Below are 23,550 nucleotides of genomic sequence, written 5' to 3'. Positions count from 1 at the left end.
AGCGGCGACGACGGCGCCCCCGTCGGGTTGTCGTTTCTCGCCGAGGGAGGTGACGCGCGTCAAACTCCGTAACGCGAGGGCTCGAAGAGCCGTTCGCACCGCCATATCTTTCTTCCGTGTTCGCTCTCTACTGGCCTTCGTTATGGGATTCGAGGCGCACGGACCCAGCGACGCCGATACGGGGGGCGGGTGACGTGGGGGACGCCGACCCGGCGACCACCGTAGAGCAGACTCCCGCCCCGGATATCCTCGAATCGCTCATCGAATCCGGGCTCCACGAGATAGAGCGCGAGCGGACCGGGCTGTTGCTGTCGGGGTTCTCGGCCGGTCTCGACATCGGATTCGGTCCGCTGTTGATGGCGGTTCTACTCACGCTCACCGAAGGCGGGTACGGTGACCTCGGAACCGAACTACTGTTGGCGAGCGCCTACGCCGTCGGATTCATCTTCGTCATCATCGCGCGCTCGGAACTGTTCACCGAACACACGGCCCTCGCCGTGATGCCGGTGCTCGACGGTCGAGCGTCGTTCCGGAAACTGATGCGTCTCTGGGGGTTGGTCTGGGCGAGCAACATCGTCGGCGGCGCGGTGTTCACCGCGTTCATCGTCACCTTGATGCCCAACCTCGGGGTCGCCACCCCGGAAGCGTTCGGGACCATCGCGCACAAACTCGTCGACCACGACCTCACGTGGTTGTTCGTCGCCGGCATCCTCGCGGGCTGGCTCATGGGACTGTTGGCGTGGTTGCTCGCCGCCGCCCAAGAGACGACGAGCCGATTACTGATAATCTGGCTCGTCACGGCCTCCATCGGACTGCTCCACCTCCCGCACTCTATCGCGGGCAACATCGAGGTGCTGTTCGGGGTGTTCCTCTCGCCCGAGGTGTCGGTATTCGACTACGCGAAGTTCCTCGTGTTGGCGACCCTCGGGAACGCCATCGGCGGCGGCGTGTTCGTCGGTATCCTGAAGTACGGACACGTGACCCGCGGCGGCGGGTGACGACGCTTTCGCCGACGTTTCTCCGCCTCTCGACGCCATCTGCCGCAGGTATAATGGCTCTTCGCCCGGTATCGCCCACATGGCCGGTGTCTCCGACGAGACGGGCGGCGGTTCGGACCAGACCGCGAACCGCGACGGCGAAACACCGGTCGTAGAGCGACCGGAGACGGCCGACGAGGCGACCGTCCACGATGAGGGGACGGAACTCGAACGGACCATCGGCGTGACCGGCGGCATCGCCATCGGCGTCGGGACGATGGTCGGAGCGGGCATCTTCGTGTTCCCCGGCATCGCGGCGGGGCAGGCCGGACCCGCCGCGGCGGGGTCGTTCGCCATCGGAGCCGTCATCGCGCTTCTCGTCGCCTTACCGGCGTCCGAACTGGCGACGGCGATGCCCCGAAGCGGCGGCGGATACTACTTCATCTCGCGGGGGATAGGGTCGCTCTTCGGCGCTATCGTCGGCCTCTCGCTTTGGTTCGGGTTGGTGTTCGCCTCGGCGTTCTACCTCGTCGGGTTCGGCTTCTACGCGGAGGCCGTCCTGGCGCGGGCGGGCGTCTCGTTCGGCGGGTTCGACGTCGTCGTGCCGTTGGCGCTTCTCTTCGGCGTCTTCTTGACAGCGCTGAACGTCACCGGGACGGAGAACGCGGCGAAACTTCAAAACGGCGTGGTCGCGATTCTCCTGGCTATCATCGTCGGCTTTCTCACCTTCGGCGGTCTCTCTGCGCTCGGAGTCGTCGGCGACCCCGAACCCATCGGCGAACCGTTCCTGTCGCAGGGTGTCGTCTCGGTGTTGACCACCGCCGCGTTGGTGTTCACGTCGTATCTGGGCTTCGCGCAGGTGGCCACCGTCGCCGGCGAAATCAAACAGCCGGGGAAGAATCTCCCCCTCGCGATGGTCGGGTCGGTGCTCATCGTCGGCGTGCTCTACGTGGCGACGATTTTCGTGGCGACGAGCGCGTTCGGCAGCGAGCGACTCGCTTCGCTCGGTGAGACGGCGATGGTGACTGTCGCTGAGAGCTTCATGGGGCCGCTCGGTGCGTTTCTCATCCTCATCGGCGGGCTACTCGCGACGGTGTCGAGCGCGAACGCGTCGATTCTCAGCACCTCGCGGGCGATATACGCGGTGAGTAAAGACGCGCTCTTGCCGCGCGCTGCGAGTCGAATAAACCTGACGTACGGCACCCCGCACGTCGCACTCGGGATGGCCGGCGGTCCGATTCTCGCGCTCGTCCTGTTGGGTGAGGTGGACGTGCTCGCGGAAGTCGCCTCGTTTCTCCACCTCGTGATGTACGGGCTGATGTGCGTCGCGCTGATCGCACTCCGCCGGGACGAACCGGAGTGGTACGACCCCGACTTCCGCGTCCCGGGCTACCCCGTCGTTCCGGTGTTGGGCGCGCTCGCGAGTTTCGCGCTGATCGGATTCATGCAACGCACCTCCCAACTCATCGGTCTCGCCATCATGCTCGTCTCCGCGGGCTGGTACCTCTATTACGCTCGCGACGTGAAACTCAAAGGGGTGCTCTAATGACCGAACGCGATTGGACGGTTCTCGTGCCGCTGGAAGTGCTCGAAGGCCAGACGATTCCCGACACCGTCGTCGAGTTGCTGTCCCCGTTCTCCGTGGTCCTCCTCGGCTACCACATTCTCCCAGAACAGACCGCGCCGGGACAAGCGCGGATACAGTTCGAAGAGAAAGCGCAGTCGCTCCTCGACGAGTTGGCCGCCGAGTTCCGCGAGACGGGTGGGTCCTGTGAGACCCGTCTCGTCTTCACGCACGACGAGGAACAGACGCTGGACCGGGTGGCCGACGAGGCGGGGTGTACGGCGATTCTCGTCCCGAACCCGACGACTCGGGTCGAACGAGTGCTCGTCCCGGTCGGAGACGACGTGAACGTCGCCCGCGTCGCGGCGTTCGTGGCCGCGATGGCCGACGGCCGCGACGTCGAACTGACGCTCTATCACGTCGCCGACGACGAGGAGGCCGAACCCGCGGGTCGGTCGATAGTCGAGGACGCGGCGGCGCGACTGCGCGAGAACGGACTCGCCTCCGACGCAGTCCGGACGGAAGTCGTCGTCTCCAAGACGCCGGTCAGAGCCATCGCGGACGCGGCCGACGACCACGACGTCGTCGTCATGGGCGAGAGCGAACCGTCTCTGCGGTCATTTCTCTTCGGCGAGATATCCGACCAAGTCGCCGCCCGGTCGCTCGGACCGGTCATCGTCGTCCGACGCAGGCGGGACTCGGCCGCGCCGGAGTGACTCCGGCGGCGGTACGGCCGTGCCAGACTGTCCCAAGCTACTTCGTCGTCTGGGCCGAGACTCCTCACGATGTCTTTCGACCCCGACGCAGTCGAGACTATCGCGTTCGATTCGTACGGCACCATCGTCGACGTGACGGCCGTAGAGGAACCGCTCTCGGAGTACGTCGACTCGCCCGAAGCGGTCTCGAAACTCTGGCGGAATCGGTCGCTTCTGTACGCGATGGTCGGCAACGCAATCGAGGAGTACGACTCGTTCTACGAGATGAACCGGCACGCGCTACGGTACGCCCTCCGGACGCAGGGCATCGACCTCTCGGAGGACGAACGCGAAGAGATCCTCTCGACGTATCAGGACCTGCCGGTGTTCGACGACGTCCACGAGGGGATGGAACGGTTGCGGGAGGCGGGGTACGACCTCTACGTGGTCTCGAACGGCAGCGAGGAGATGCTCGACTCGATGGTCGAACACGCCGACCTCGGCGACGTCATCGAAGCGACGGTCAGCGCAGACGAGATTGAGCAGTTCAAACCTGACGCGGGACTGTACGAACACGCCGCCGACAGAGTCGGAACGCCGATAGAAGAGATCTGTTTCGTCGCCGCGGGGTGGTGGGACGTTCCGGGTGCGATTCACGCCGGGATGCAGGGCGTCTGGGTGAACCGTCAGGACGCACTCTGGGGGCCGTACGAGACCGACCCTCACCTCACCGTCGAGTCGTTCGTCGAGTTCGCCGACGAACTCGGGGTCTGAGGTCTACTCCGCGTCGCCGCCGAACACCTCGACGACCCGTTCGCAGTACGCGTCGAGGTCGTCGGGGTTTCGACTCGTCACCACCCCGTCGTCGGTGACGACTTCCTCGTCCACCCACTCGCCGCCCGCGTTGCGGATGTCGGTCCGGAGAGTCGGGTAGGAGGTCAGGGTTCGGCCCTCTACGGCGTCACCGGAACCGGTCCGGTCGTCGGCGTCCGCTTCGACGAGTACCCACGGGCCGTGACAGATGGCACCGACGGGTTTCTCCGCGTCGAAGAACTCGCGGACGAACGATACCGTCTCCTCGTCGCCGCGGAGTGTGTCCGCTCCGACGGTCCCGCCCGGGACGAGAACGGCGTCGTAGTCGTCGGCCGACACCTCCGAGACGGCCTTCTCTACCTCGTACGTCCCAGCCTCGTTGAGGTCGCTCTCGACGGTCTGGACCTCGCCCGTCTCCGGACCGACCGCGTCCACGTTCGCTCCGGCGTCCTCGACTGCCTGTCGCGGCCGGGTGAACTCGACCTCTTCTGTCCCTTCCGGCGCGAGAAGTATCGCCACGTTCGTGTCGTCGAGTGCTTCGGACATTGTCTCGGGTCGAAGTTGCGGCGCGACGTCCCTAAGTCGTGTGGCGAGCCGTTTTTTCGGTCGGGGGCCGGGGCGTTCGAGTCCGAACGTCGCGTCCGTTCTCACCGGGCCGAAAGACGGGAGTGTCGCCCGTCAAATCCCTCGCACCGTCTCGACGACGCCGAACGTTTCGAGCGTCATCCACGCGAGAAACAGCAGATACAGGGCGAGCAGGCCGTAGGCTTCGGGGTCCGTGAGTTCGAGATGCGTGCGGGTGACGATGACGAACACGAGCGTCGCGAACGCGAGAAAGCCCATCATCGGGACGGCGGCGAGGAAACTGACCGTCGTCGGCCCCGAGATGAGGACGCCGACGGGGATGGCCACGAGGAGGTTGAACGTGTTGCTCCCGAGAACGTTCGTGAGGCTGGTGACGCTGTCGTCGACTCGCGCCGCGCGCACGCTGACGAACGCGTCGGGGAGACTCGTCGCGGCGGCGATGACGGTCAACCCCCACAGGAAACTGGGCGTGCCGAATATCTCGCCGAAGCCGAGGGCGGCGCGGACGATTCCCTCGACGCCGATGGTGATGAGAAGAAGCGAGACGGCGAGCGTCCCCAGTTCGCGGGGGACGTTCACCTCGATGGGTTTCGCCGCGTGGTCGCGGGTGTCCTGATACTGGAGGAAGACGTAGATGGCGTAGGTGGCCAGAGGCATCAACACGAGCGTCGGGGTGAGGATGGCCTCCGCGTTCGTCCCGCCGGGGACGTACGTCGCGCCGAGAGCGAACGTGATGAACAGGACGAGGACGCTTATGATGTAGAACTGCGCGTCCTTGTGGACGATGTCGCGCGTCGTCTCCAACTGCTCGCTCGCGAGTGCGGCGGCGGCCGGGATGACGAGGAGGTTGAAGATGGCGCTGCCGACGATGGCTCCGACGCCGAGGGAGAACTCCCCGTGGATCAGGGTGCTGAGGACGACCGAACTGAGTTCGGGGAAACTCGATCCGATGGCGACGACGACTGCGCCGTGGACGGCCACCGGGAGGCCGTAGTGTTTGCTGAGGCGTTCCGCGGCGCGTTCGAGGAGTTCGCTCCCCTTCCAGATGACTCCGGTCGACGCGACGGCCAGCAGGAGATAGCCCAAGAGAGCGTTCACGAGCGAGTAGTGTTCGCACGGAGTGAAATACGTTCCCCGTTCCGGTGTCGCGGAGACGCCCGAGGGCCGCCCCGTAGCCGCGTCGGCGAACGCGCCGAAGTCGGTCAGCAGGGTTTTCAACCGCCGAGAGAAGACCAAGCCCATGGACAGACGACGGGTGGGGACGAGCCTGTACGCGGGTTTTCTGTTCGGCGTCCTCGGCTTCGTCGCGTGGATAAGCGGCCAACCCTTCATCTTCCCCAGTCTCGGACCCTCGGCGTTCGTCCTCGCCTTCGAACGTCACGGCGGCCGGAACCGGACCTATCGGATGGTCGGAGCGCACCTCGTCGGCGGAGTCGCCGGGCTACTCGCGCACGAACTGCTCGCCCCGGGCGTCGCGTTCGCCGCCGCCTCGCCGGACCTCTCCGCGGAGGGTCTCCGACTCGCCGCCAGCGGGGTTCTCTCTCTCGTCCTCACGAGTTGGGGAATGATAGCGACCGACATGAAGCATCCGCCGGCCTGCGCGACGACGCTCATCGTCTCGCTCGGACTGCTCTCGGAACCCGTCGAAGTCGCGATAATCGTCGCGAGCACGGCTATCCTCGTCGAGACGCACACGAACGTGCTGCGCCTGTTCGAGAGGGTGGTCGGCGGTCTCTCCCGACCGACGACGGCGGGTGAAGAGGCCGAATCGACCGAGTGAGCCGTCTCGGGACCGTCCCTCCGCGTCCGGTCCGGAGACGGCCCGCGGGCGACTCCGAAACTACCGCTCCTGTTCGGGCGTCGTGAACGGCACCGTCGCCGCCGTCCGTTGCGTGACCGTCGCGATGCGGAGGATGTACGCGAAGAGAACTGAGAGGGGGACGAGACCGACCGTGACCGTCGCCGGTATCAGGAGGCGTTCGTACGGAGGCGAGACGGACGTGCCGCCCGCCGCGGTGAAGAGAAGCAGGCTGACCGCGACGACTGCGACCGACGGGAGACCGGCGTAGAACAGCATCCTCGACAGTTCCGCGAGTTGCTGTTCGAGGTAGACCGATTTGAAGTACTGTCTGGCGACGTCTATCTGCTGGAGGCGGTCGATGAGGAGGTCTATCGACTCCTCGACGTGCGCCGGGACGCTCTCCTCGTACTCGGATTTGATTCGCCGGAGGTGGTTGATGTCTCTCGCGTAGTTCGTCGTGAGCGTCGCAGAGAGCACGTGGAACGTCGAGGCGTCCGACTCCTGCAGGAGACCGTCCACCGTATCGACCTGCCGGGTGACTCTGGAGACGGCGGCGTCTACCTCCGCGTACACCTCGTCGTTCGTCTCCGCGATGGTGAGTCCGCCGAGTTCTTGCGACCTCTTTCGCGTGTTCTCGACGAGGAGGCGGAGAAAACCCAACGGCTCTACGGGGGCGACCCGCCCGGCGGCGTCCTCGACGTCCTTCCGGTAGTCGATGACTCCCTCCATCTGCGATCGGAGTTCGGAGGGCGTGTTCAACTGCCGGGAGAGCAGGAGTTGGCTGATGGAGACGACGACGGTGATGACCGTGAGGTTCCCGCTCAAAAGCCCGCCGTAGACGTAGAAGACCGGCTGCCGCTCGACGAAGGGGGCGAGTCCGGAGAGACTGACGGACGCGACGAACGCAAAGAGGGCGAACGCGGTCACTCCCGCGACGAGTGTCCTGTCGGCGTCGAGCAGAAGCCACTCTCTCCACTTCTCTCTCGGCCGTTCGGATTTCGATTCCGCAGCCATCGCGTGCGCGTACGGCGTCGAGGCGAAAAGATATCTCGGCCGCCGCGGGCTACTCGGCGTCCGACCGGTCGAACAGGGCCCGCAGTTCCGCCACGTCTCCGGCGGTCGTCCCCTCGAAGAACTCCCCGTCACGTCGTCGGTGCCGTCGAATCTCCGCCTCGGTGAACCGCATCTCGGGGTCTATCGACTCTCTGGGTTCGACGCACCGGTCCGTCCGTATCTCGTACCCGTCGCCGAAACACTGCTCGAAGATGTATCTCGCCCGTTGCAGGTGCAGACAGGAACTGACGACGCGGACGGCGTCTCCATCCCAGTCGAGTTCCTCGACGAGGAGGCGGGTGAAAAAGCCGTTCTCCCTCGTGTCGCGGGCGTTCGACTCTAACAGTATCTTCTCTCGGGGGACGCCGCGCGACACCGCGTAGTCGCGCATCGCTTCGCACTCCGCGTTCGGAACCGCCGGATTCGTCGCCCCGCCGGTGAAGACGAGATAGGGTGCGTCCTCCGCTCGGAACAGTTCGATTCCGAGGTCCACGCGCCGCCGGAGGTGCGGATGCGCCGTCTCGCCGACCAACCGTTGCCCGAGCGTAATCACGACCATGGCGGGCGAGCCATCTTCGCGACGACGTATAGTGTCGGTGGAGTCGGCCGTCACCCGAACACGTCGAAGAGGCTCAGCCCCCACCTGACGACTTCCGAAACGGCGAGGAGGACGCCTTCGAGTCGCGATACCTTCCGTCCGGACCACATCGCGGCGACGACGACGACGACGACGGCGACCAACCACGCCGTGCTCTCTACTGCGGTGGCGGAGACGGTCAACGGGCGAATCAACGCGCCGAGCCCCATCGCGCCGAGCAGGTTGAAGATGTCGCTCCCGACGACGTTGCCGACGGAGACGCCGACGCTTCCGCGCCGTATCGCGACGATGGAGACGGCGAACTCCGGCGTCGAGGTGCCCGCCGCGACTATCGTCTCGCCGATGACCCACTCGGAGAGTCCAACGACTCGCGCTATCGCCGACGCCGACTCGACCAAGAAATGCCCGCTCACGAGCACGACGGCCAGACCGGCCGCGAGCATCGCTCCGTCCTGCTTTCGGAACGCGGGCGCGTCGCTCGCGTCCGCCGTCGCCCGTTCTTCGGACGGTTCGGACGCCGCGTCCTCGCTCGTGCGAAACAGGACGGCGGTGTAGACGACGAGAGAGCCGACGAGTACGGCACCTTCGACGCGAGTCACGGTCAGGTCGAGCAACGTCGCGACACCCAGCAGAGTCGCGAGGAGGAGGGCGACGCCGTCACGGCGGACGAGAGACCGTTCGACCGGGACGAACCGAACCGCGGAGACGACGCCGAGGACGAACGCCAAGTTGTAGATGTTCGACCCGACGATGTTTCCGACCGCGATGTCGCCCAAGCCGTTGAGCGCCGCGTCCGTGGTCACGACCAGTTCCGGCATGGACGTACCCAACGCGACGATTGTCAGTCCGATGGTGAGTTCCGAGAGCCCGACGGACCGGGCGAGTCGAACGGCCGAATCGACGAGTAACCGCGCACCGACCCAGAGACCGAGCACCGTCCCGAAGAAAATCGCGCCCTGTAGTGGAAGGCTCACCATCGTTCGGGTAGCCAACTCGTGGGCGGCGCGTAACGAAACTACCGGTGGCCCGCAGAGCGTCAGAGCGACCTTACGGAGTCGTTCCGGCGTCCGCGCCTCAGTCCCCCGTCGCGCGCGGCGTCTCGTCGAGTTCCGAGACGGCGATGAGGAGGCGGCCATCGTCGAGGGAGGTCACGAGTTTCGACTCGGTGAATCTACTCCCGTCCGCGCGGAGGCCCTCGCTCCGGCCGGTCCACTTTCCGCCCTCTTCGACGACCGGGAGGACGTGCGTTCGGATGTGGTCTACCTCCGCGTCGGGATGCAGTTCCGACCAGTGTTTCCCCTCTATCTCCTCGGGTTCGTAGTCGTAGAACGAGGCGTACGCCGGGTCCACCCTCTCGAACCGTTCGTTGCGTCCGACGACGCCGACTCCGTCGAGTTCCGTCTCGACGTCGGAGTCGAACTCGCCGTCGGAGTCGACCGCGTGTTCGACTCGCCGGACGAGGAGAGTGTATTGGCCGGTGCCGAACCCCTTTTTGAGGTAGTCGGTGAGACCGGCGCGGATTATCTCCGCCGCCAGGTCCGTCGTCTCCTCGCCGGAGAACAACAAGAGCGGAAGTTCCGGGTGCGTCTCGCGGACGCGTTCGAGAAACTCGATGCCGTTCATCTCCGGCATGCTGTAGTCGCTGACGACGCAGTCGAACGCTGTCTCCGGCGACCGGATTCGGTCGAGGGCGGCGGCGGGAGACGCCTCGTGGGTCACTCGACAGTCCAGTCCGCTATCGTCGCGTTCGAGGAACAGCGTCACCATCTCCCCGAGAGCCTCGTCGTCGTCCACGTGAAGAACCGAGAGCGCCCCGTTCACTGGTGTCCCCGCCTCTCTACCGATTTCGACATCACTCGCCCTACGTTGTATGTTCCACATAGTTACCTTTTCGGTCGCGGGGGGGCCGTCACCGGATACCCGTGAACTCGAAGCGCGCGCCGCCGGAGGGCCCCTCGACGACGCGCACCGACCACCCGTGCGCCTCCGCAATCTGTTCGACGATGCTCAGCCCATGTCCCGTCCCGTCGTCGGACTGCGAGAAACCGAACTCGAACACCTGTTCGCGTTCGTCCGGTGGGATACCCGGACCGCTGTCCTCGACGTAGAACCCGTCTGCGAGCGTTCCCATACGGACGGTGACGTTCGACTCCCCGCGTTCGACCGCGTCTCTCTCGCCGGGGTCTCTTCGACGTTCGCGTCCGGCGGCATCGACGTGGCGACGATGGCGTCGTGGGTCATTCTCGCCGTCGTTCCCGCCGCTATCGTCCGCTTCGGGGTTCCGTCGCCCGGATACTCCGGCCGCTCAGACTGAGTCGAGGTACGTCTGTGCGAGTGCGTCGAGCGATTCGTGGTGTTCCGTACTGTGCGGCGCTGTCAGCGGCGACACCGAGACGCGCCCCTCGACGACGGCGCGGCGGTCCGTCCCCTCCGGGTCCGGGAGGTCGCCGCTACGCATCCGGTCCCAGACGCCGTCGTGGAGGGTGAATCGGCCGTTTTCTGTGTCTCGGCTGGCAGTCATGTCGTACAGCGTCGAGGGTGTCGTCACCTCCAAGGGCGCGAGAGACCCGTCGTCGGCGAGCATCGGCGCGTTGACGTTGAGATACTCCGCCTGCTCGAAGACGCCCGCGCCGAGTCCGTGCTTCGCGAGGTACGTCGCCGCGTTCGTCGCGTTCCGGAAGTCCTCGGTGTCGGTCGCTTTCTCCTCCCACGGCACGTCGTCGCCGCCGGGGACGTACAACGAGACGGCGATGGCCGGAACGTCGAAGAACGCCGCCTCGACTGCGGCGCTTACCGTCCCCGACCGGCCGAGGACGTACGCGCCGAGGTTCGCCCCCTTGTTGCATCCGGCCACGACCAGGTCCACGTCGGGACAGAGCGCTTCTAACCCGACGACCGTACAGTCCGCGGGCGTGCCGTGGATGGCGAACCCGAGTTCGTGTCTCGTCACGTCCACGTCCTGCGACATCTTTCGACCCACGGCGCTTTGGTCTTCTGCGGGTGCGACGGCCGTCACGTCCGCGAACTCCTCGAAGGCGTCGTACAGTGCGCGAAAGCCCACGCTGTCGATGCCGTCGTCGTTGGTGAGAAGGATAGAGAGCGACTCGCTCATGGTTCACACTCCGAGGGCGAGTGCAAAGATGTACCGCTTGGCGCGGGTTCGGGCCTCGCGTCTCTCGGTCTTCGAACGCCTCCGCCGAGACGGGACCGGCGCGGACGACAGAACTGACGGCCGAAAGAGACGGATAGGGGCTCCGAAGATTGAGAAATCGTTAACAGCTTCTGCCCTCTACGGAGGGCTATGGTGCAGACGTCCTCCTCTCTCGTCCTCTACGTCGACCCCGACTCGGACGACCGCGAGGAGGTCGCAGAGTCTCTCACCGGCCGACGGTCGGGGCTCTCGGTAGTGGAGGCATCGACGCTCGAAGAAGCGCGCTCTCGGCTCGAACGGGGCGATATCGCGTGCGTCGTCAGCGAGTACGCGCTGCCGGACGCGACCGGACTCGACTTGCTCGAGGTAGTCCGAGACGGTGACCCGAATATCCCGTTCGTCTTCTACACCTCCCATCCGGCGTCCGACCTCGTCGAAGAGGCGTTTCGGGCCGGTGCGACGGACTACGTCGAGAAAGGTCCGACGCCGGCCCACCACCGAATCTTGGAGCGACGACTCGAAATCGCCACCGCGACCGGCGAGAAGTCGGGAGTCGATGGTTCGCTCGCGGCCGAACGGAGTCGGCGGAGTCTCGACGAGTACCGAACGGTGTTCGAGACCCTCCGAGACGAGGTATTCCTCCTCGACGTCGAGGACGGAGATACCTTCAGAATCGCGCGGGTGAACGCCGCAGAGGATGGCTTTCTCGGATGCTCCGCGGAGGACCCCCGAGGGAAGACGCTGTACGACCTGTACGACGAAGACGTCGCAGACGAGGCGGTCGCGGAGTACCGACGCTGTCTCGAGAGACGAGCGCCGACCACGAGCGAGAACGCGTATCGACTCGCCGGAGAGACGCGGGTGTTCCGGACGGAGTTAGCTCCGGTCATCTCTGCAGGCGAGGTCACGCAACTGGTCGGCGTCACGCGAGAGATAACCGACCGGAGAGAGCGCGAACGGGAGCTACGCGGGTACAGAGAGTACATCGGGACCGTCCTCGACTCTCTCGACGACGTGTTCTACGTGTTGGACGACGACGGCGTCCTCAAGCGGTGGAACGAGAGCCTCCCGAGAGAGACGGGCTACACCGACGAGGAGATAGCCGAGATGCGGATACAGGAGTTCTTCGACGAAGGGGAGAGCGACCGTATCGACGAGGCTCTGCGGGAGGTGTTCGAGACGGGCCGCGCCCAAATCGAGTCCGAACTCCTCACCGAACGAGGAGCGCGCATCCCCTACGAGTTCGTGGCGACCGAAGTCGAAGAGCCGACGGGCGACACCGTCGCGGCCGGAATCGGCCGGAACGTCAGCAGACGCGTCGAGAAGGAGCACCAGCTCTCGCGGCTGATCAGTAACGTTCCGGGGTTCGTCTACCGCGTTCGGAACGCTCCCGACTGGCCGGTGGAGTTCGTCAGCGACGGCGCGAGAGAGATAACCGGGTACGACCCCGAAACGCTGGAACGCGGCGACGTGTCGTTGGGGGAGGAACTCGTCCTCGAGGGGAACGATCGGATATGGAGACAGGTGCAGGCGGCCCTCGACGCCGAGGAACCGTTCGACGTCACCTATCCCCTCGAAACCGAATCGGGGGACCGACGCTGGGTCCGAGAACAGGGCCGCGGCGTCTTCGCCGCCGACGGATCGGTCGAGGCCCTCGAAGGCGTCGTCATCGACATCACGGAACAGGTCGAGTACGAGAGAGAGTTAGAGCGGACTCAGCGCCTCCTCGAACAGTCCCAGCGACTCGCGAACGTCGGCGCTTGGGAGATCCAAGTCGAAGACGGCGCGCTGACGGGACTGACCGCGACGGACGAGGCGTACCGAATCCACGGGCTCTCGCCGGAGACGGACGTCGACATCCAACAGGCGTTCGGATACTACCACCCGGAGGACGAAATCCGCGTCAGAGCGGGCGTCGACCGCGCCGTTCGCGAGGGAGAGAGCTACGACTACGAGGCGCAACTCACCACCGCCAACGGCGACGAGCGGTGGGTTCGGACCATCGGCGAGCCGATTCGGGAGGACGGCGACGTCGTCGCCGTTCGCGGGGCGATTCAGGATATCACGGAGCGAAAACAGCGCGAGGTGGAACTGGAGAGGACAAAGAGCCTGCTGGACAACACAGAGCAGATAGCGAACGTCGGCGGGTGGGAACTCGACGCCGAGGGCGGACCGCCGTTCGACGGGATACAGACCGACGGTCTGCACCGACTGCACGGCATCTCGCCGGGCGAGGAGTTCCCCACAGAGCGAGGGATGGAGTTCGTCCACCCCGACGACCGCGAGAAAGTCGAGGAGGCGGTCGAAGGACTGCTCGTGGACGGAAAACCGTTCGACATCGAGCGACGAATCGTGACCATCGACGGCGACGTTCGGTGGGTGCACGGACGCGGTGTCCCGGTGGTAGAAGACGGGGCGATAGTCAGATATCGCGGCGCGATGGCGGACATCACCGAGCGGAAACGGTCCGAGCGAACGTTTTCGTCGCTCTACGACGCGGCGCATCGATTACTGGCCGCCACGGCCGACGAGGACGTCGCACAGATCACAGTCGAGGCGGCGGTGGACCTGCTCGAACTGCCGCAGATAGTCCTCTATCGGTTCGACAGCGACGAGAACAGGTTCGTCCCGCTCGCGCACTCTCTCGACTTCGAGTCGTCCGACGGGGTGCCGCCCGTGATTCACGGGAGCGACCGAAGTCTGGTCGGACGGGCGTTCTTCGGAGACGAGACGCTCGAACTGAACGACGTCCGCGACTCGCCGTATCTCTACGATGCGCAGACGCCGATTCGGAAAGCGCTGGTGATTCCGCTCGGAGAACACGGCGTCTTAGCCGCCGGCGACCCCGTCTGCGGAGAGTTCGACGCCCACACGCGGACGGTGACGGAGCTTCTCGGAACGACAGTTCGGGCCGCGTTCGACCGGCTGACCCGCGAACGAGAGTTACAGGAAAGACAGCGGGAACTCGAACAGAAGACGACTCAACTCGAGCGGCTGAATCAGCTCAACGAACTCATCCGCGGCATCGACAGGCGACTCGTTCAAGCGGAGTCCCGCGACGACCTCGAAGCGGCGGTCTGCGAGAAACTCGTGGCGAGCGACCGGTACGCGTTCGCGTGGATCGGCGAGTACGACACGCGAACGCAGACGGTCGCCCCGCGGTCGTGGGCCGGGACCGACCGGGGGTACCTCGACGAGATACGGGCGCTCTCTACCGACGAGGCGACCGTTTCCGAACCCGCACACCGAACAGCCCGCGCGTGCGAACCCACGCTCGTCTCGAACGTCGCAGAGGGGGTGCAAAAACAGGAGTGGCGGCGCGAAGCGCTTTCGAGGGGCTACCAGTCCGTGTTCAGCGTCCCGCTCCTGCACGAGGCGATTCCGTACGGCGTGCTAACGGTGTACGCCGCCGGGACGGACGCCTTCGACCCGTTGGCGCGAACGGTCTTCGAGGAACTCGGAGAAGCGATCGCCAACACCGTCAACAACGTCGAGACGAAGCAGGGCCTCGTCGCGGACCAGGTCGTCGAACTGGAACTCCGAGCGTACGCGACGAACGAGGCTCTCCATCGACTCGCGAGCGACGCCGACTGTTCGCTCACGGTCGAAACGGTGCTTCCCGAGTCCGACGACCGGTACCGCGTCTTCTTTACGACGCCGGCCGACGCCGCGGATGCGCTGAGAACCGCCGCCGCGTCGTCTCCGTCCGTCGAAGACGTTCGCGTTCTCTCTGCGGACGACGAACGGGCCACGTTCCAAGCGACCGTCTTCGAGACGCCGGTCGCGCTGACGTTAGCCGAACAGGGAGCGGTTCCCCGCCGGATTACGACCGACGGCGAAACGATGGAGATGACGGTCGAAGTTCCGACGACGACCGACATCCGAACGTTCGTCGAGGTGCTTCAGGCGCGCTACCCGGACGTCGAACTGATCGCGCGGCGAGAGTTGGACCGACCGATACAGACGCGAGAGGAGCTGTACCGGTCGCTGACGGCGTGTCTAACCGACCGACAGTTCGAGGTACTCACCGCGGCGTACCACGGCGGGTACTTCGAATCGCCCCGCTCGAACACGGGCGAAGAGATAGCCGAACTGCTCGGAATCACCCAACCCACGTTCAACTACCACCTCCGGAGGGCGTTCAAGCGACTGCTCTCTCTCACGCTGAGTAAGACCGGCGGCGTGAAGTATCTAGATACATAGAGACGGGTCTCGGTTCGTCTTCGCATATACAGGATACTGGCATCTCGGGCGAAGACGTCTAGGGAATCGATACCGATGGATCAGATCGAAGAACACCGGGCGAGATGGGATACGGAGGAGGGCGTGGCCGTCGCGGTCGTGAAGGCGGTGGCAGAGGCCACGAACACCGACCCGTTCGAACTCGAACCCCTGCACTCCGCGATGGACACCGGCGTTCTCGACTCGGTCGCCGAATCGGACTCCGAGTACCAGTGGCGTCTCGAATTCGAGTACGCCGGCGTTCAGGTCGAGTTGGTCGGTACGGGCGACCTCACGGTCACTGGATTCGATGGCCGCTAACCGAGTCACGAACTTCGAGGTCTGTGCGCACTGCGGAAGCGAGTTCGAGAGGGGGGTCCGATACCCCGTCGTGACGGTGCGAACCGAGGACGGGGGGCCTCTATTTTACTCGTTCTGTGACGACGACTGCAAAGCCGCGTGGCTCGAATCGAGAACCGACGAGTAGGTGTACCGAGCGCCGATTCTATCGACGCACTCGACTCCGAGAGAGCGCTGACGGTCGCCGAGGCGTCTCCGGTCTACATCGCCCGGTCCGACACCGCGGCGGAACGCACCGTCGGCGACTCGGCCGCCTCTCAGGCGACTCTCTCGACCACCGCTTCGCCGTCGACGACGAGGTTGTACGCCTCCTCGTCGTCGTTCCACAGAGAGAGCACGTTCTCGAAGGCGAGCACGTCGCCGTAGTCGGCGCGGGCGAGTTCCTCGTTGAGTCCGTCGCGGTGGGTCAACACCGCGTAGTGGTCGGTGGATTCGCTGCCGTCGCTCACCTTAAACAGGGGGTTTGCCCTCTCGTCGTCCGCGAGGTTCCGACTCAGTTTCACCGCCAACAGGTCGATTCGCTCCGTGACGTGGCGGTCCATCTCGGCCATCTTCGCGAACCGGTTCGCGGACGCCGTCACGTCGCGACGGCGGACGCCGTCGGTCCGGAGAATCGAGTAGGAAAACTGCACCGTCTCGTTGACGAACGTCCCGTCGCCTTCCCCCGCCTCGTCCAGTCGGGTCTGGAACGACGGCGCGTCTACGTCGTCGCGCCGGTCGAACGACCACCCGCGGTCGGTCGGTGCCGCGCCCGGCCAGAGTCTGAGCGTCGGCGAGTAGACTGTCACCTCGCTCTCCGGCGAGGCGACGGCGCGTTCGACCTCTCGGAGGCCGACGCTCGTGTTCAGGTCCGCGGGGGCGAGAGCGACGACGGACCCGTCCTCGGCGACCACGTCGAGGTACCGTCGGACGACCGATTCGGGGTCGTCGAGTTCGCTCAGGACGTTCGCAAAGAGGACGATATCGAACCGGTCGGAGTCGTCGCCGTCGCCGACCACGCCGCGGGCGTCGAACGCCTCCGCCGTCTCGCGGTGGACGGTCGTTCGGAAGTTCGGCCCCGTCTCTTCGAGCATCCGTTCGAGGACGTCGGCGGACGCCGACGGTTCGACGGCGTGGTAGTCCACGAGTGCGTCGTCCGGCAGGTAGTCGTGCAGACCCAACGCGGGGCCGCCGGTGCCCGCGCCGACGTCGAGGACGCGACAGACCCGCGGGAGGCGTCCCGTCTCCGCCAAGTCGTCGAGGACGTAGCCCACGGCGGCGTAGTAGTCCGGGAGGTGGTAGAGACCGTATCCGAGCGCCGCCGTCTCGTCGTACTCGACCGCGTTCTGCCGGAAGTAGTCCTCTTTGAGGCGACGTATCGACTCCCGGAGGGCGTCGCCGGAGTCGCCGCGGTGCCAGTTCACGCCGTGGCGTTCGACGAGAACGTCCTCGAACGCGAAGGCGTACGAGTCGGGGAACGCAGTCGGGGTCCACGACGCGCGCGGCGCGGGGTCGTCGTCCGCCGGGGCGAACGTTCCGTCGTCGCGTTCGACCAACCGGAGGTCGTACGCCTCCTCGCGGAGAATCTGTTTGACCACCGCCGGGTGCGGGGTGCCCTCTATGTACTCGCATATCTCTGCGGGGTCTATCGGTCGGACGTTCCGCAGATACTTCGCGTTCGACCGAACCGCCTCGCGGTCCGTCATCGGTTCTCACTTCCCGTCCCGAACGCGCCGTCACCTGCTTTCGCTTCCTCGTACAGGTCGTCGAACGCCTCGCCTTCGGCCTCCGCGACTCGTCGGGCGGCGTCGGCCACTCGGTCCGCGCCGGGGAACGACTGCTGAATCTCGCGGTAGACGCGGGGTGTCCCCGCCGTCACCGCCGAGACGAGTTCGTCCAGTCCGGCGGATATCGGGGTGGCGAACTCCTCGCGCACGTCCTCCGCGGCGAGTGCGTACGCGAGGATGGCCGCGTGCGCGCCCGACTGAACCGTCTCCATGGCCGCGTCGTGTTCTCCGGCGGTCGTCTCGAACACGTGATTGTCAGCGTCGGCCACCGCGCCGAGAATCGCGTCCGAGACGGGCCCGGGGGCGTCGGCGACGACGGCGACGTTTCCCGGGGCGTTCTCGGGCGCGAACAACGGGTGGAGACTGACTCGCTCTCGGTCGGGCGCCGCCGCCCGCATCGACGCGATGGGGCCGTCCATCACGCCGGTGACGTCGACGACGGCGCGTTCGGCTTTCGACGCGTGAGTCTCGACGGCCTCTCCGACGGCCGAGATGGGGACGGCCAGACAGACGGCGTCGAACGACTCTCCGGTATCGAGAGCGACCGCCCGCGCTTCCGAGTCGGCGGCCGCGGTTTCGGCCGCTTCCGGGTCCCGGTCGGCGTACGCCACGTCGAACGCGGCGGCTACCGTCTCTCCGACCCACCGGCCCATCGCCCCCGCGCCGACGACGAGTACCTCCATTGCCGCCGACTACGCACCGGGCGCGTCAAAAGGGGTTCGGTGCGCGGCCCGACCTGCGGCGGGTTCGGTCGGTCGGACGCGAGGTAACGTGAAGTACCCGGCCCCGGTAGGTGGAGTCATGCCATCGAATAAACTCGACGGGCGTGTAGCGTTTATCACCGGGACCAGTCGAGGCATCGGGCGGGCACTCGCGGTCCACCTCGCCGACGCGGGGGTCAAAGTGGTCTCGACGGGGAAGACGGTCGAACCGAGAGACGACCTGCCGGGGACCATCGCCGAGACGACAGAGGAGATACGGGAGAGAGGCGGCGACTCCATCTGGCGGCAGATCGACGTGCGCGACGAGGAGTCGGTCGAGGCCGCCATCGAGGACACCGTCGAGGAGTTCGGCGGTATCGACTTCGTCGTCAACAACGCCGGAGCGATTCACATGGCCCCGTTCGAGGAGACGCCGCCGGAACGATTCGACCTTCTCACCGGCGTGAACGCCCGGGGCGCGTACGCGACGACGTACGCCGCCCTCCCGCACCTCAAAGAGAGCGACCACGCGCACGTCCTCTCGTTCTCGCCGCCGGTCACCGACCCCGGCCGTCCGGGGATGGCGGCCTACGCCGTCTCGAAGTACGGGATGACCGTGACGATGCAGTCTCTGGCGGGTGAACTCGACGACGACGGCGTCGCCGCGAACGCCCTGTGGCCCGTCTCGGCCGTCGAGAGCGAAGCGACGCGGCACTTCGGTATGGGTACGGAGAAAGACTGGCGACGACCCGAAATCGTCTGCGACGCCGTCGAGGCGGTTCTGCGCCGCGACCCGTCGGACTGCACGGGCAACGCCTTCTACGACGAAGAGATTCTCAGAGCGGAGGGCGTCGAGGATTTCTCACGGTACAACGTCGTCGAGGACGCCGACCCCGGACCGATGTCCGCCCGCCTGTTCGACCCGGATTTCGAGCGACCGGCGTAACCCGTTCTTCAAAATATCACGATAGATATTCGGACGGATAGCGTTAAAGGGAACACGGCCATCGCAACAGTTGGCGTCGGTACGAACGTGGCGTCGGATGCGGGCGTCTGCGGGGGAATGCACCGACATGTATCAGATTCCAGGCACAAACGCGAGCCAGCGAATTCTATCTCTCCTCTCCAGATATCGCTCGCCGAAACCATCATCCGCGCGTCAGACGTATAAACCAGCTCTGACAGGTACGTAGTTTTATACGGGAGCAGACACATCACCTCAACCGATGAGATTCCCTTCGGTCCCGGGGCGAGACACCGACGGCCAGCGAGTGAAACTCCCGGCCGACTTCGAGGGGGACCAAACGCTCGTCGTCATCAGTTTCCACGCGCGACAACAGAGTCTCGTCGACTCGTGGCGCGGGTTCGCCACCGACTTAGAGGACGAGTACGACCACTTTTCGTACTACGAACTGTTCGTCTCGGGTAGCCGAAGCGGAATGCTTCCCCCGACGGCGACGGGCGGTCTCTCGCCCGCGAACGCCCGGCGGAAACTCCACGACCGGACGGTTCTCGTCCCCGTGGACAAGGGCGCGTTCCGCCGCCGTCTCGGCCTCCTCGGCGAACAGACCATCTACGCTTTTCTCGTCGAGGACGGCGAGGTGGTTCGGCAGGCGGCGGGCGTCCTGACGCCGAAGACAGCAGAAGCGCTCGAAGGACTCCTCGCGGAGTGGTCCCACGCGCAGTCGCGGTGGTCGGAACTCGGCGGCGAGACGGCCGATTCCGACGACTGACGGCGAATTCGACCCCTCGCGCCCGTTTTCAGACGACGAGTTCGACCGGATACGACGTGAGGTTCTCGTACCCGTCTTCGGTGACGACGACGATGTCCTCGATGCGGACGCCGCCGACGTCGGGGTCGTACAGTCCGGGCTCTATCGTTATCACGTGTCCCGGTTCCAGTTCCTCGCCGTCGAGTGAGACGCGCGGACGTTCGTGCACGTCGAGTCCGACGCCGTGGCCCGTCGAGTGGATAAAGCCCGTTTCGGTCGTCGGGTCCGACCGAAGCGTCGGATGGCCCGCCGCCTCGTACACGTCACAGACCGCGGCGTGAACCTCCGCTCCGGTCGCGCCGGGTTCGACGGCGTCCAAGGCGGCCCGCCGCGCCTCGTCGGTCGTCTCGAACCACTCGCGGACCGTCTCGGAGGCGTCGCCCTTCGCGAACGTCCGCGTCATGTCCGCGTGGTACTTCGTCGCCTTCGACCGCGGGAAGATGTCCACGATGACGGGTTCGTTCGCTCGGATGGGTCCGCTCCCGCGGTTGTGCGGGTCCGCGGCGTCCGCGCCGCAGGCGACGATAGTCTCGTCCAGCGCACAGCCGTTTCTGAGGAGCGTCACCTCTATCTCCTCTTTGACCCGTTCGGCGGTGAGCGGTTCGCCCTCGTAGACGAGCGTTCCATCCTCCACGGTAGCGTCCGCGAGGAGAGTCTCCGCCGCGCGCATCGCCTCCTCGTTTGCCGCCTGTGCCTCGCGAACGTTCGCGACTTCCTCCTCGGTCTTCGTCGCGCGAATCGTCGTCACCACGTCCGTCCTCTCGGGTTCGACCGTCACGCCCCGTTCTCTGAGGGTGTCCGCCGAACCGAGCGGAAACCGCTCGGGCGCGGCGACCGATTCGACGCCCTCGTCGTCGAGAAAGGCGGCGACGACGCGGGCGGTAGCCTCCGTCGCGCCGTGGTCGGCCACGAGTTCGCGGTAGTCGTAGTCCGCGAGGCGAACGACCCTCTCGGCTCGCGACTCCGTTTTCGCGCGGCCGTACTCGAGCGAGGAGACGAGGAGGGCGGTTCGGTCGGGCGTGTAGAGCGTGACGAACGGGTCGGGCGCGTCGAACCCCGAGATGTACCGCTGCGTCGAATCCGTGCTCGCGGCGTCGACGAGGTAGCCGTCGTGTCCGTGGTCCGCGAGGTACTCGTCGAGAAGCGAGAGGTCCGGTTCCATGGCACGCGATTGGCTCTCGTCCGTTAAATCCTCACGCATCGCGGAACCCGGGACGAACCATCGTGGCGTCGTAGAATCTCAAAATGGCGGTATATTTATATATGTAAAATACAACACCAATATACGATGAATCAATTAGATTCGGAGCACGATAGTAATGGAATGCAAAGGATTCGCTCGGTAAGAAATACAATTCTTCGGTTTATGCTCGTTCTAGTGACAGTGTTCGGTCTCTTCTGGTCGGGTGTAATCCCGCTGGATTACGCACTCGCCACGACACTCACGATTAGTTTGATGGTTCTCGCCGAAATCGGTCTCGGAGTTCCATCGGCGCTGTACCGTCGCTTCCGTTGAGCAGTGGCGTTACGGTAAAACGACGGAGAAGCCGACCGGCAAATATCCCGAGTCCGTACGCTCGGTCCCCCGTCGCGGAGTGAAACCGAACCTTCGGAAACGTCGAAACGTAGCCCCTTTCGGTACCCTCATGCCCCGTCCCGCGCCATCCCTGCGCATGGACGTCACCATCTCGACCTCTCGGGTCCGCGGACGGACGCGAGCGCCGCCCTCGAAGAGTTACACGCACCGGGCCATCCTCGCCGCCGGGTACGGAGACGAAGCCACCGTCACCGACCCACTCGTCAGCGCGGACACGAAGGCGACGATGCGCGCCGTGGACGCCTTCGGCGGGTCGGTCGAACGCGCCGAGGACGGGAACGCTCGCCTCGTCGTGGAGGGGTTCGGGGGCCGCCCCGGCGTCCCCGACGACGTGGTGAACTGCGAGAACTCGGGGACGACGATGCGTCTCGTCACCGCCTGCGGCGCACTCGCGGACGGACTGGTCGTCCTGACGGGCGACGACTCGCTCCGTTCGCGCCCGCAGGGGCCCCTCCTCTCGGCCGTCGAGGAACTCGGCGGACGGGGCGAGTCCACGCGCGGAAACGGGCAGGCACCCCTCGTCGTCGGCGGTTCGACGCCGGGCGGACGCGTCTCGATTCCCGGCGACGTCTCCTCGCAGTACATCACCGCGCTCTTGATGGCCGGTGCGGTCACCGACGAGGGTATCGAAGTCGAACTGGAGACCGAACTGAAGTCCGCGCCGTACGTCGACATCACCGTCGAGGTGCTGGAGGACTTCGGCGTCGAAGTCGAGCGAACCGACGAGGGGTTCGCCGTCTCCGGCGGCCAGTCGTACGCCCCCGAGGGCGGCGAGTACGCCGTTCCGGGCGACTTCTCTTCGATGTCGTACCTGCTCGCCGCCGGCGCGGTCGCCGCCGAAGACGGCGCGTCCGTCGTCGTCGAAGGCGCGCGTCCGAGCGCACAGGGCGACAGCGCCATCCTCGACGTTCTCGACTCGATGGGCGCTGACGTGGCGTGGGACCGCGAGGCGGGCGAGATTACGGTTCCGCGGGCCGACCTGACCGGGACGACCGTAGACGTGGGCGACACGCCGGACCTGCTTCCGACCATCGCGACGCTCGGAGCGGTCGCCGCGGGCGACACCGTCATCGAGAACTGCGAACACGTCCGATACAAAGAGACGGATCGAGTCAGCGCGATGGCCGAGGAACTCGGGAAGATGGGCGCGTCGGTGACCGAAAGAGAGGACCGTCTCACGATTCACGGCGACGAGACCGACCTCGTCGGCGCGCGCGTGGACGGCCGGGCCGACCACCGCGTCGTGATGTCTCTCGCCGTCGCGGGCCTCGTCGCCGACGGCGAGACGACGATAGCGGGCGCGGAACACGTCGACGTGTCGTTTCCGGACTTTTTCGACGCGATCGAGTCTCTCGGCGTCGAACTACGGCGAGAGTGAGACGCCGCCGTCGGCGTCGGAGGCCCCGTCCGCCGGTCCCTCGCCGGTGACGCCCGTCTCGCGGAGAATCGCGTCGGTCCACCAGAGTTTCAGGACCATCACGCAGAGCGTTCCGACCGCGGTTCCGACCGGGTCGCGTCGGACCGCCGAGGCGAGGGCGTACAGCGTCACGGGAACGTTGAGGAGGTTGAGGACGTTCGGGTAGTCGACTCCCATCGTCCCGCGTCCCTCGGCTATCCACTCGCGTTCGGCGAGGACGATGCGACTCAGGTACGAGTCGGTCCGCGCGGGACGCGGAAACAGCACCGGGTTGACCGCGATGAAGGCGACTGCCGCCGCGAGTAGCCTCCGGTCCCGGCGGTAGAGCGCCCACATCGCGAACGGAAACGCGAGGATGCGCGTACCGGAACTCAGCGGGTTCGCGTGCCGCGCCCAGAACGCGTCTTCGAGGCCGCTCCGAAGCCCTTGTGCGTCGTTTTCGTCGTCCATACCTCTCGGTACGCTCCCCGGGGCAAAGA

At 65.8% G+C, this 23,550-nt stretch carries 22 protein-coding genes and 1 pseudogene; 11 read left to right on the top strand and 12 right to left on the bottom strand.

All coding sequences use genetic code 11. The annotated features are described in order from the left end of the window. Positions 1 to 194 precede the first annotated feature (194 nt). From BM167_RS06580 to BM167_RS06565, 4 genes are all read left to right on the top strand, one after another. Positions 195 to 998, top strand: coding sequence for a formate/nitrite transporter family protein (locus BM167_RS06580; protein WP_092890483.1), 804 nt, complete (start codon positions 195 to 197; stop codon positions 996 to 998). Positions 999 to 1,077: 79 nt separating this feature from the next. Next, positions 1,078 to 2,523: an APC family permease gene (locus BM167_RS06575; RefSeq protein ID WP_092890480.1), complete on the top strand. Its 1,446-nt coding sequence runs from the start codon at positions 1,078 to 1,080 to the stop codon at positions 2,521 to 2,523. Beyond that, entirely contained in the window at positions 2,523 to 3,257 is a 735-nt protein-coding gene (locus tag BM167_RS06570) for a universal stress protein (RefSeq protein WP_092890477.1), read from the top strand. Before BM167_RS06575 ends, BM167_RS06570 begins: the two co-directional genes overlap by 1 nt. 69 nt (positions 3,258 to 3,326) lie before the next feature. Continuing rightward, positions 3,327 to 4,010 carry a haloacid dehalogenase type II gene (locus tag BM167_RS06565; protein WP_092890474.1) on the top strand — a complete coding sequence of 228 codons (684 nt, stop codon included), beginning with the start codon at positions 3,327 to 3,329 and terminating at the stop codon, positions 4,008 to 4,010. Between the two features lie 3 nt (positions 4,011 to 4,013). Here BM167_RS06565 and BM167_RS06560 read toward each other — a convergent pair whose 3' ends face one another. After that, entirely contained in the window at positions 4,014 to 4,595 is a 582-nt protein-coding gene (locus BM167_RS06560; RefSeq protein WP_092891138.1) for a type 1 glutamine amidotransferase domain-containing protein, read from the bottom strand. Between the two features lie 132 nt (positions 4,596 to 4,727). Then, a complete protein-coding gene (locus tag BM167_RS06555) occupies positions 4,728 to 5,732 on the bottom strand; it encodes a sodium:calcium antiporter (protein WP_092891136.1) in 1,005 nt (334 codons plus the stop codon). A 142-nt stretch (positions 5,733 to 5,874) separates the two neighbouring features. On the opposite strand from BM167_RS06555, the gene BM167_RS06550 reads away from it, so the two are divergent. Further along, positions 5,875 to 6,414: an HPP family protein gene (locus tag BM167_RS06550; protein ID WP_092890471.1), complete on the top strand. Its 540-nt coding sequence runs from the start codon at positions 5,875 to 5,877 to the stop codon at positions 6,412 to 6,414. 60 nt (positions 6,415 to 6,474) lie between these two features. Here the strand turns inward: BM167_RS06550 and BM167_RS06545 are convergent, their stop codons facing one another. The 6 genes and pseudogenes from BM167_RS06545 to surE all read right to left on the bottom strand — a co-directional run bounded on the left by BM167_RS06545 (position 6,475) and on the right by surE (position 11,198). Further along, complete coding sequence (locus BM167_RS06545) at positions 6,475 to 7,449, bottom strand: DUF7972 family membrane protein (protein ID WP_092890468.1); 975 nt, start codon at positions 7,447 to 7,449, stop codon at positions 6,475 to 6,477. 49 nt (positions 7,450 to 7,498) lie between these two features. After that, positions 7,499 to 8,047, bottom strand: coding sequence for a YdcF family protein (locus BM167_RS06540; protein WP_092890465.1), 549 nt, complete (start codon positions 8,045 to 8,047; stop codon positions 7,499 to 7,501). Positions 8,048 to 8,097: 50 nt separating this feature from the next. Continuing rightward, positions 8,098 to 9,063, bottom strand: coding sequence for a calcium/sodium antiporter (locus tag BM167_RS06535; protein WP_092890462.1), 966 nt, complete (start codon positions 9,061 to 9,063; stop codon positions 8,098 to 8,100). Positions 9,064 to 9,160: 97 nt separating this feature from the next. Beyond that, the gene (locus BM167_RS06530; RefSeq protein WP_245781312.1) at positions 9,161 to 9,880 is read right to left on the bottom strand and encodes a response regulator; all 720 of its coding nucleotides are present in this window, start codon (positions 9,878 to 9,880) and stop codon (positions 9,161 to 9,163) included. Between the two features lie 115 nt (positions 9,881 to 9,995). Next, positions 9,996 to 10,256: pseudogene (locus BM167_RS06525) on the bottom strand (sensor histidine kinase); the annotation flags it as partial. A gap of 135 nt (positions 10,257 to 10,391) precedes the next feature. Continuing rightward, positions 10,392 to 11,198: a 5'/3'-nucleotidase SurE gene (gene surE / locus BM167_RS06520; protein ID WP_092890453.1), complete on the bottom strand. Its 807-nt coding sequence runs from the start codon at positions 11,196 to 11,198 to the stop codon at positions 10,392 to 10,394. A gap of 189 nt (positions 11,199 to 11,387) precedes the next feature. On the opposite strand from surE, the gene BM167_RS06515 reads away from it, so the two are divergent. From BM167_RS06515 to BM167_RS18365, 3 genes are all read left to right on the top strand, one after another. Beyond that, positions 11,388 to 15,440, top strand: a complete 4,053-nt coding sequence (locus tag BM167_RS06515; protein WP_092890450.1) for a PAS domain S-box protein — start codon at positions 11,388 to 11,390, stop codon at positions 15,438 to 15,440. 75 nt (positions 15,441 to 15,515) lie between these two features. After that, a complete protein-coding gene (locus tag BM167_RS06510) occupies positions 15,516 to 15,779 on the top strand; it encodes a HalOD1 output domain-containing protein (protein WP_092890447.1) in 264 nt (87 codons plus the stop codon). Next, positions 15,769 to 15,945, top strand: coding sequence for a DUF7576 family protein (locus BM167_RS18365; RefSeq protein ID WP_177213291.1), 177 nt, complete (start codon positions 15,769 to 15,771; stop codon positions 15,943 to 15,945). Before BM167_RS06510 ends, BM167_RS18365 begins: the two co-directional genes overlap by 11 nt. 130 nt (positions 15,946 to 16,075) lie before the next feature. Here the strand turns inward: BM167_RS18365 and BM167_RS06505 are convergent, their stop codons facing one another. Continuing rightward, positions 16,076 to 17,503 carry a small ribosomal subunit Rsm22 family protein gene (locus BM167_RS06505; RefSeq protein ID WP_092890444.1) on the bottom strand — a complete coding sequence of 476 codons (1,428 nt, stop codon included), beginning with the start codon at positions 17,501 to 17,503 and terminating at the stop codon, positions 16,076 to 16,078. Continuing rightward, on the bottom strand, positions 17,500 to 18,267 hold the full coding sequence (locus BM167_RS06500; protein WP_092890441.1) for a prephenate dehydrogenase/arogenate dehydrogenase family protein: 768 nt from the start codon (positions 18,265 to 18,267) through the stop codon (positions 17,500 to 17,502). The genes BM167_RS06505 and BM167_RS06500 overlap by 4 nt, the downstream gene beginning before the upstream one ends. Before the next feature lie 118 nt (positions 18,268 to 18,385). Between BM167_RS06500 and BM167_RS06495 the strand changes: the two genes are divergently transcribed. Continuing rightward, entirely contained in the window at positions 18,386 to 19,231 is an 846-nt protein-coding gene (locus BM167_RS06495) for an SDR family oxidoreductase (RefSeq protein ID WP_092890438.1), read from the top strand. A 280-nt stretch (positions 19,232 to 19,511) separates the two neighbouring features. Continuing rightward, entirely contained in the window at positions 19,512 to 20,018 is a 507-nt protein-coding gene (locus tag BM167_RS06490; protein WP_092890435.1) for a hypothetical protein, read from the top strand. A 28-nt stretch (positions 20,019 to 20,046) separates the two neighbouring features. Here BM167_RS06490 and BM167_RS06485 read toward each other — a convergent pair whose 3' ends face one another. Beyond that, positions 20,047 to 21,219 (bottom strand): M24 family metallopeptidase, encoded by a 1,173-nt coding sequence (locus BM167_RS06485; protein ID WP_092890432.1) that lies wholly within the window; start codon positions 21,217 to 21,219, stop codon positions 20,047 to 20,049. Positions 21,220 to 21,730: 511 nt separating this feature from the next. On the opposite strand from BM167_RS06485, the gene aroA reads away from it, so the two are divergent. Beyond that, positions 21,731 to 23,032, top strand: a complete 1,302-nt coding sequence (gene aroA, locus BM167_RS06480; protein ID WP_092890429.1) for a 3-phosphoshikimate 1-carboxyvinyltransferase — start codon at positions 21,731 to 21,733, stop codon at positions 23,030 to 23,032. Here the strand turns inward: aroA and BM167_RS06475 are convergent. Continuing rightward, entirely contained in the window at positions 23,018 to 23,521 is a 504-nt protein-coding gene (locus BM167_RS06475; protein ID WP_092890426.1) for a DUF6653 family protein, read from the bottom strand. The genes aroA and BM167_RS06475 overlap by 15 nt on opposite strands. Positions 23,522 to 23,550 lie beyond the last annotated feature (29 nt).

Source organism: Halopelagius inordinatus (assembly GCF_900113245.1).
Classification (GTDB): domain Archaea; phylum Halobacteriota; class Halobacteria; order Halobacteriales; family Haloferacaceae; genus Halopelagius; species Halopelagius inordinatus.
This window is presented reverse-complemented; position numbering and strand designations above follow the sequence as displayed.

Bases quoted from the DNA above. Each gene is read 5' to 3' on its own strand.
- BM167_RS06550 (WP_092890471.1), top strand. From the start codon at position 5,875: ATGGACAGACGACGGGTGGGGACGAGCCTGTACGCGGGTTTTCTGTTC.
- BM167_RS06515 (WP_092890450.1), top strand. From the start codon at position 11,388: ATGGTGCAGACGTCCTCCTCTCTCGTCCTCTACGTCGACCCCGACTCG.
- BM167_RS06565 (WP_092890474.1), top strand. From the start codon at position 3,327: ATGTCTTTCGACCCCGACGCAGTCGAGACTATCGCGTTCGATTCGTAC.
- BM167_RS06510 (WP_092890447.1), top strand. From the start codon at position 15,516: ATGGATCAGATCGAAGAACACCGGGCGAGATGGGATACGGAGGAGGGC.
- aroA (WP_092890429.1), top strand. From the start codon at position 21,731: ATGGACGTCACCATCTCGACCTCTCGGGTCCGCGGACGGACGCGAGCG.
- BM167_RS06560 (WP_092891138.1), bottom strand. From the start codon at position 4,595: ATGTCCGAAGCACTCGACGACACGAACGTGGCGATACTTCTCGCGCCG.
- BM167_RS06495 (WP_092890438.1), top strand. From the start codon at position 18,386: ATGCCATCGAATAAACTCGACGGGCGTGTAGCGTTTATCACCGGGACC.
- BM167_RS06535 (WP_092890462.1), bottom strand. From the start codon at position 9,063: ATGGTGAGCCTTCCACTACAGGGCGCGATTTTCTTCGGGACGGTGCTC.
- BM167_RS06570 (WP_092890477.1), top strand. From the start codon at position 2,523: ATGACCGAACGCGATTGGACGGTTCTCGTGCCGCTGGAAGTGCTCGAA.
- BM167_RS06575 (WP_092890480.1), top strand. From the start codon at position 1,078: ATGGCCGGTGTCTCCGACGAGACGGGCGGCGGTTCGGACCAGACCGCG.
- BM167_RS06545 (WP_092890468.1), bottom strand. From the start codon at position 7,449: ATGGCTGCGGAATCGAAATCCGAACGGCCGAGAGAGAAGTGGAGAGAG.
- BM167_RS06500 (WP_092890441.1), bottom strand. From the start codon at position 18,267: ATGGAGGTACTCGTCGTCGGCGCGGGGGCGATGGGCCGGTGGGTCGGA.
- surE (WP_092890453.1), bottom strand. From the start codon at position 11,198: ATGAGCGAGTCGCTCTCTATCCTTCTCACCAACGACGACGGCATCGAC.
- BM167_RS06505 (WP_092890444.1), bottom strand. From the start codon at position 17,503: ATGACGGACCGCGAGGCGGTTCGGTCGAACGCGAAGTATCTGCGGAAC.
- BM167_RS18365 (WP_177213291.1), top strand. From the start codon at position 15,769: ATGGCCGCTAACCGAGTCACGAACTTCGAGGTCTGTGCGCACTGCGGA.
- BM167_RS06490 (WP_092890435.1), top strand. From the start codon at position 19,512: ATGAGATTCCCTTCGGTCCCGGGGCGAGACACCGACGGCCAGCGAGTG.
- BM167_RS06540 (WP_092890465.1), bottom strand. From the start codon at position 8,047: ATGGTCGTGATTACGCTCGGGCAACGGTTGGTCGGCGAGACGGCGCAT.
- BM167_RS06475 (WP_092890426.1), bottom strand. From the start codon at position 23,521: ATGGACGACGAAAACGACGCACAAGGGCTTCGGAGCGGCCTCGAAGAC.
- BM167_RS06485 (WP_092890432.1), bottom strand. From the start codon at position 21,219: ATGGAACCGGACCTCTCGCTTCTCGACGAGTACCTCGCGGACCACGGA.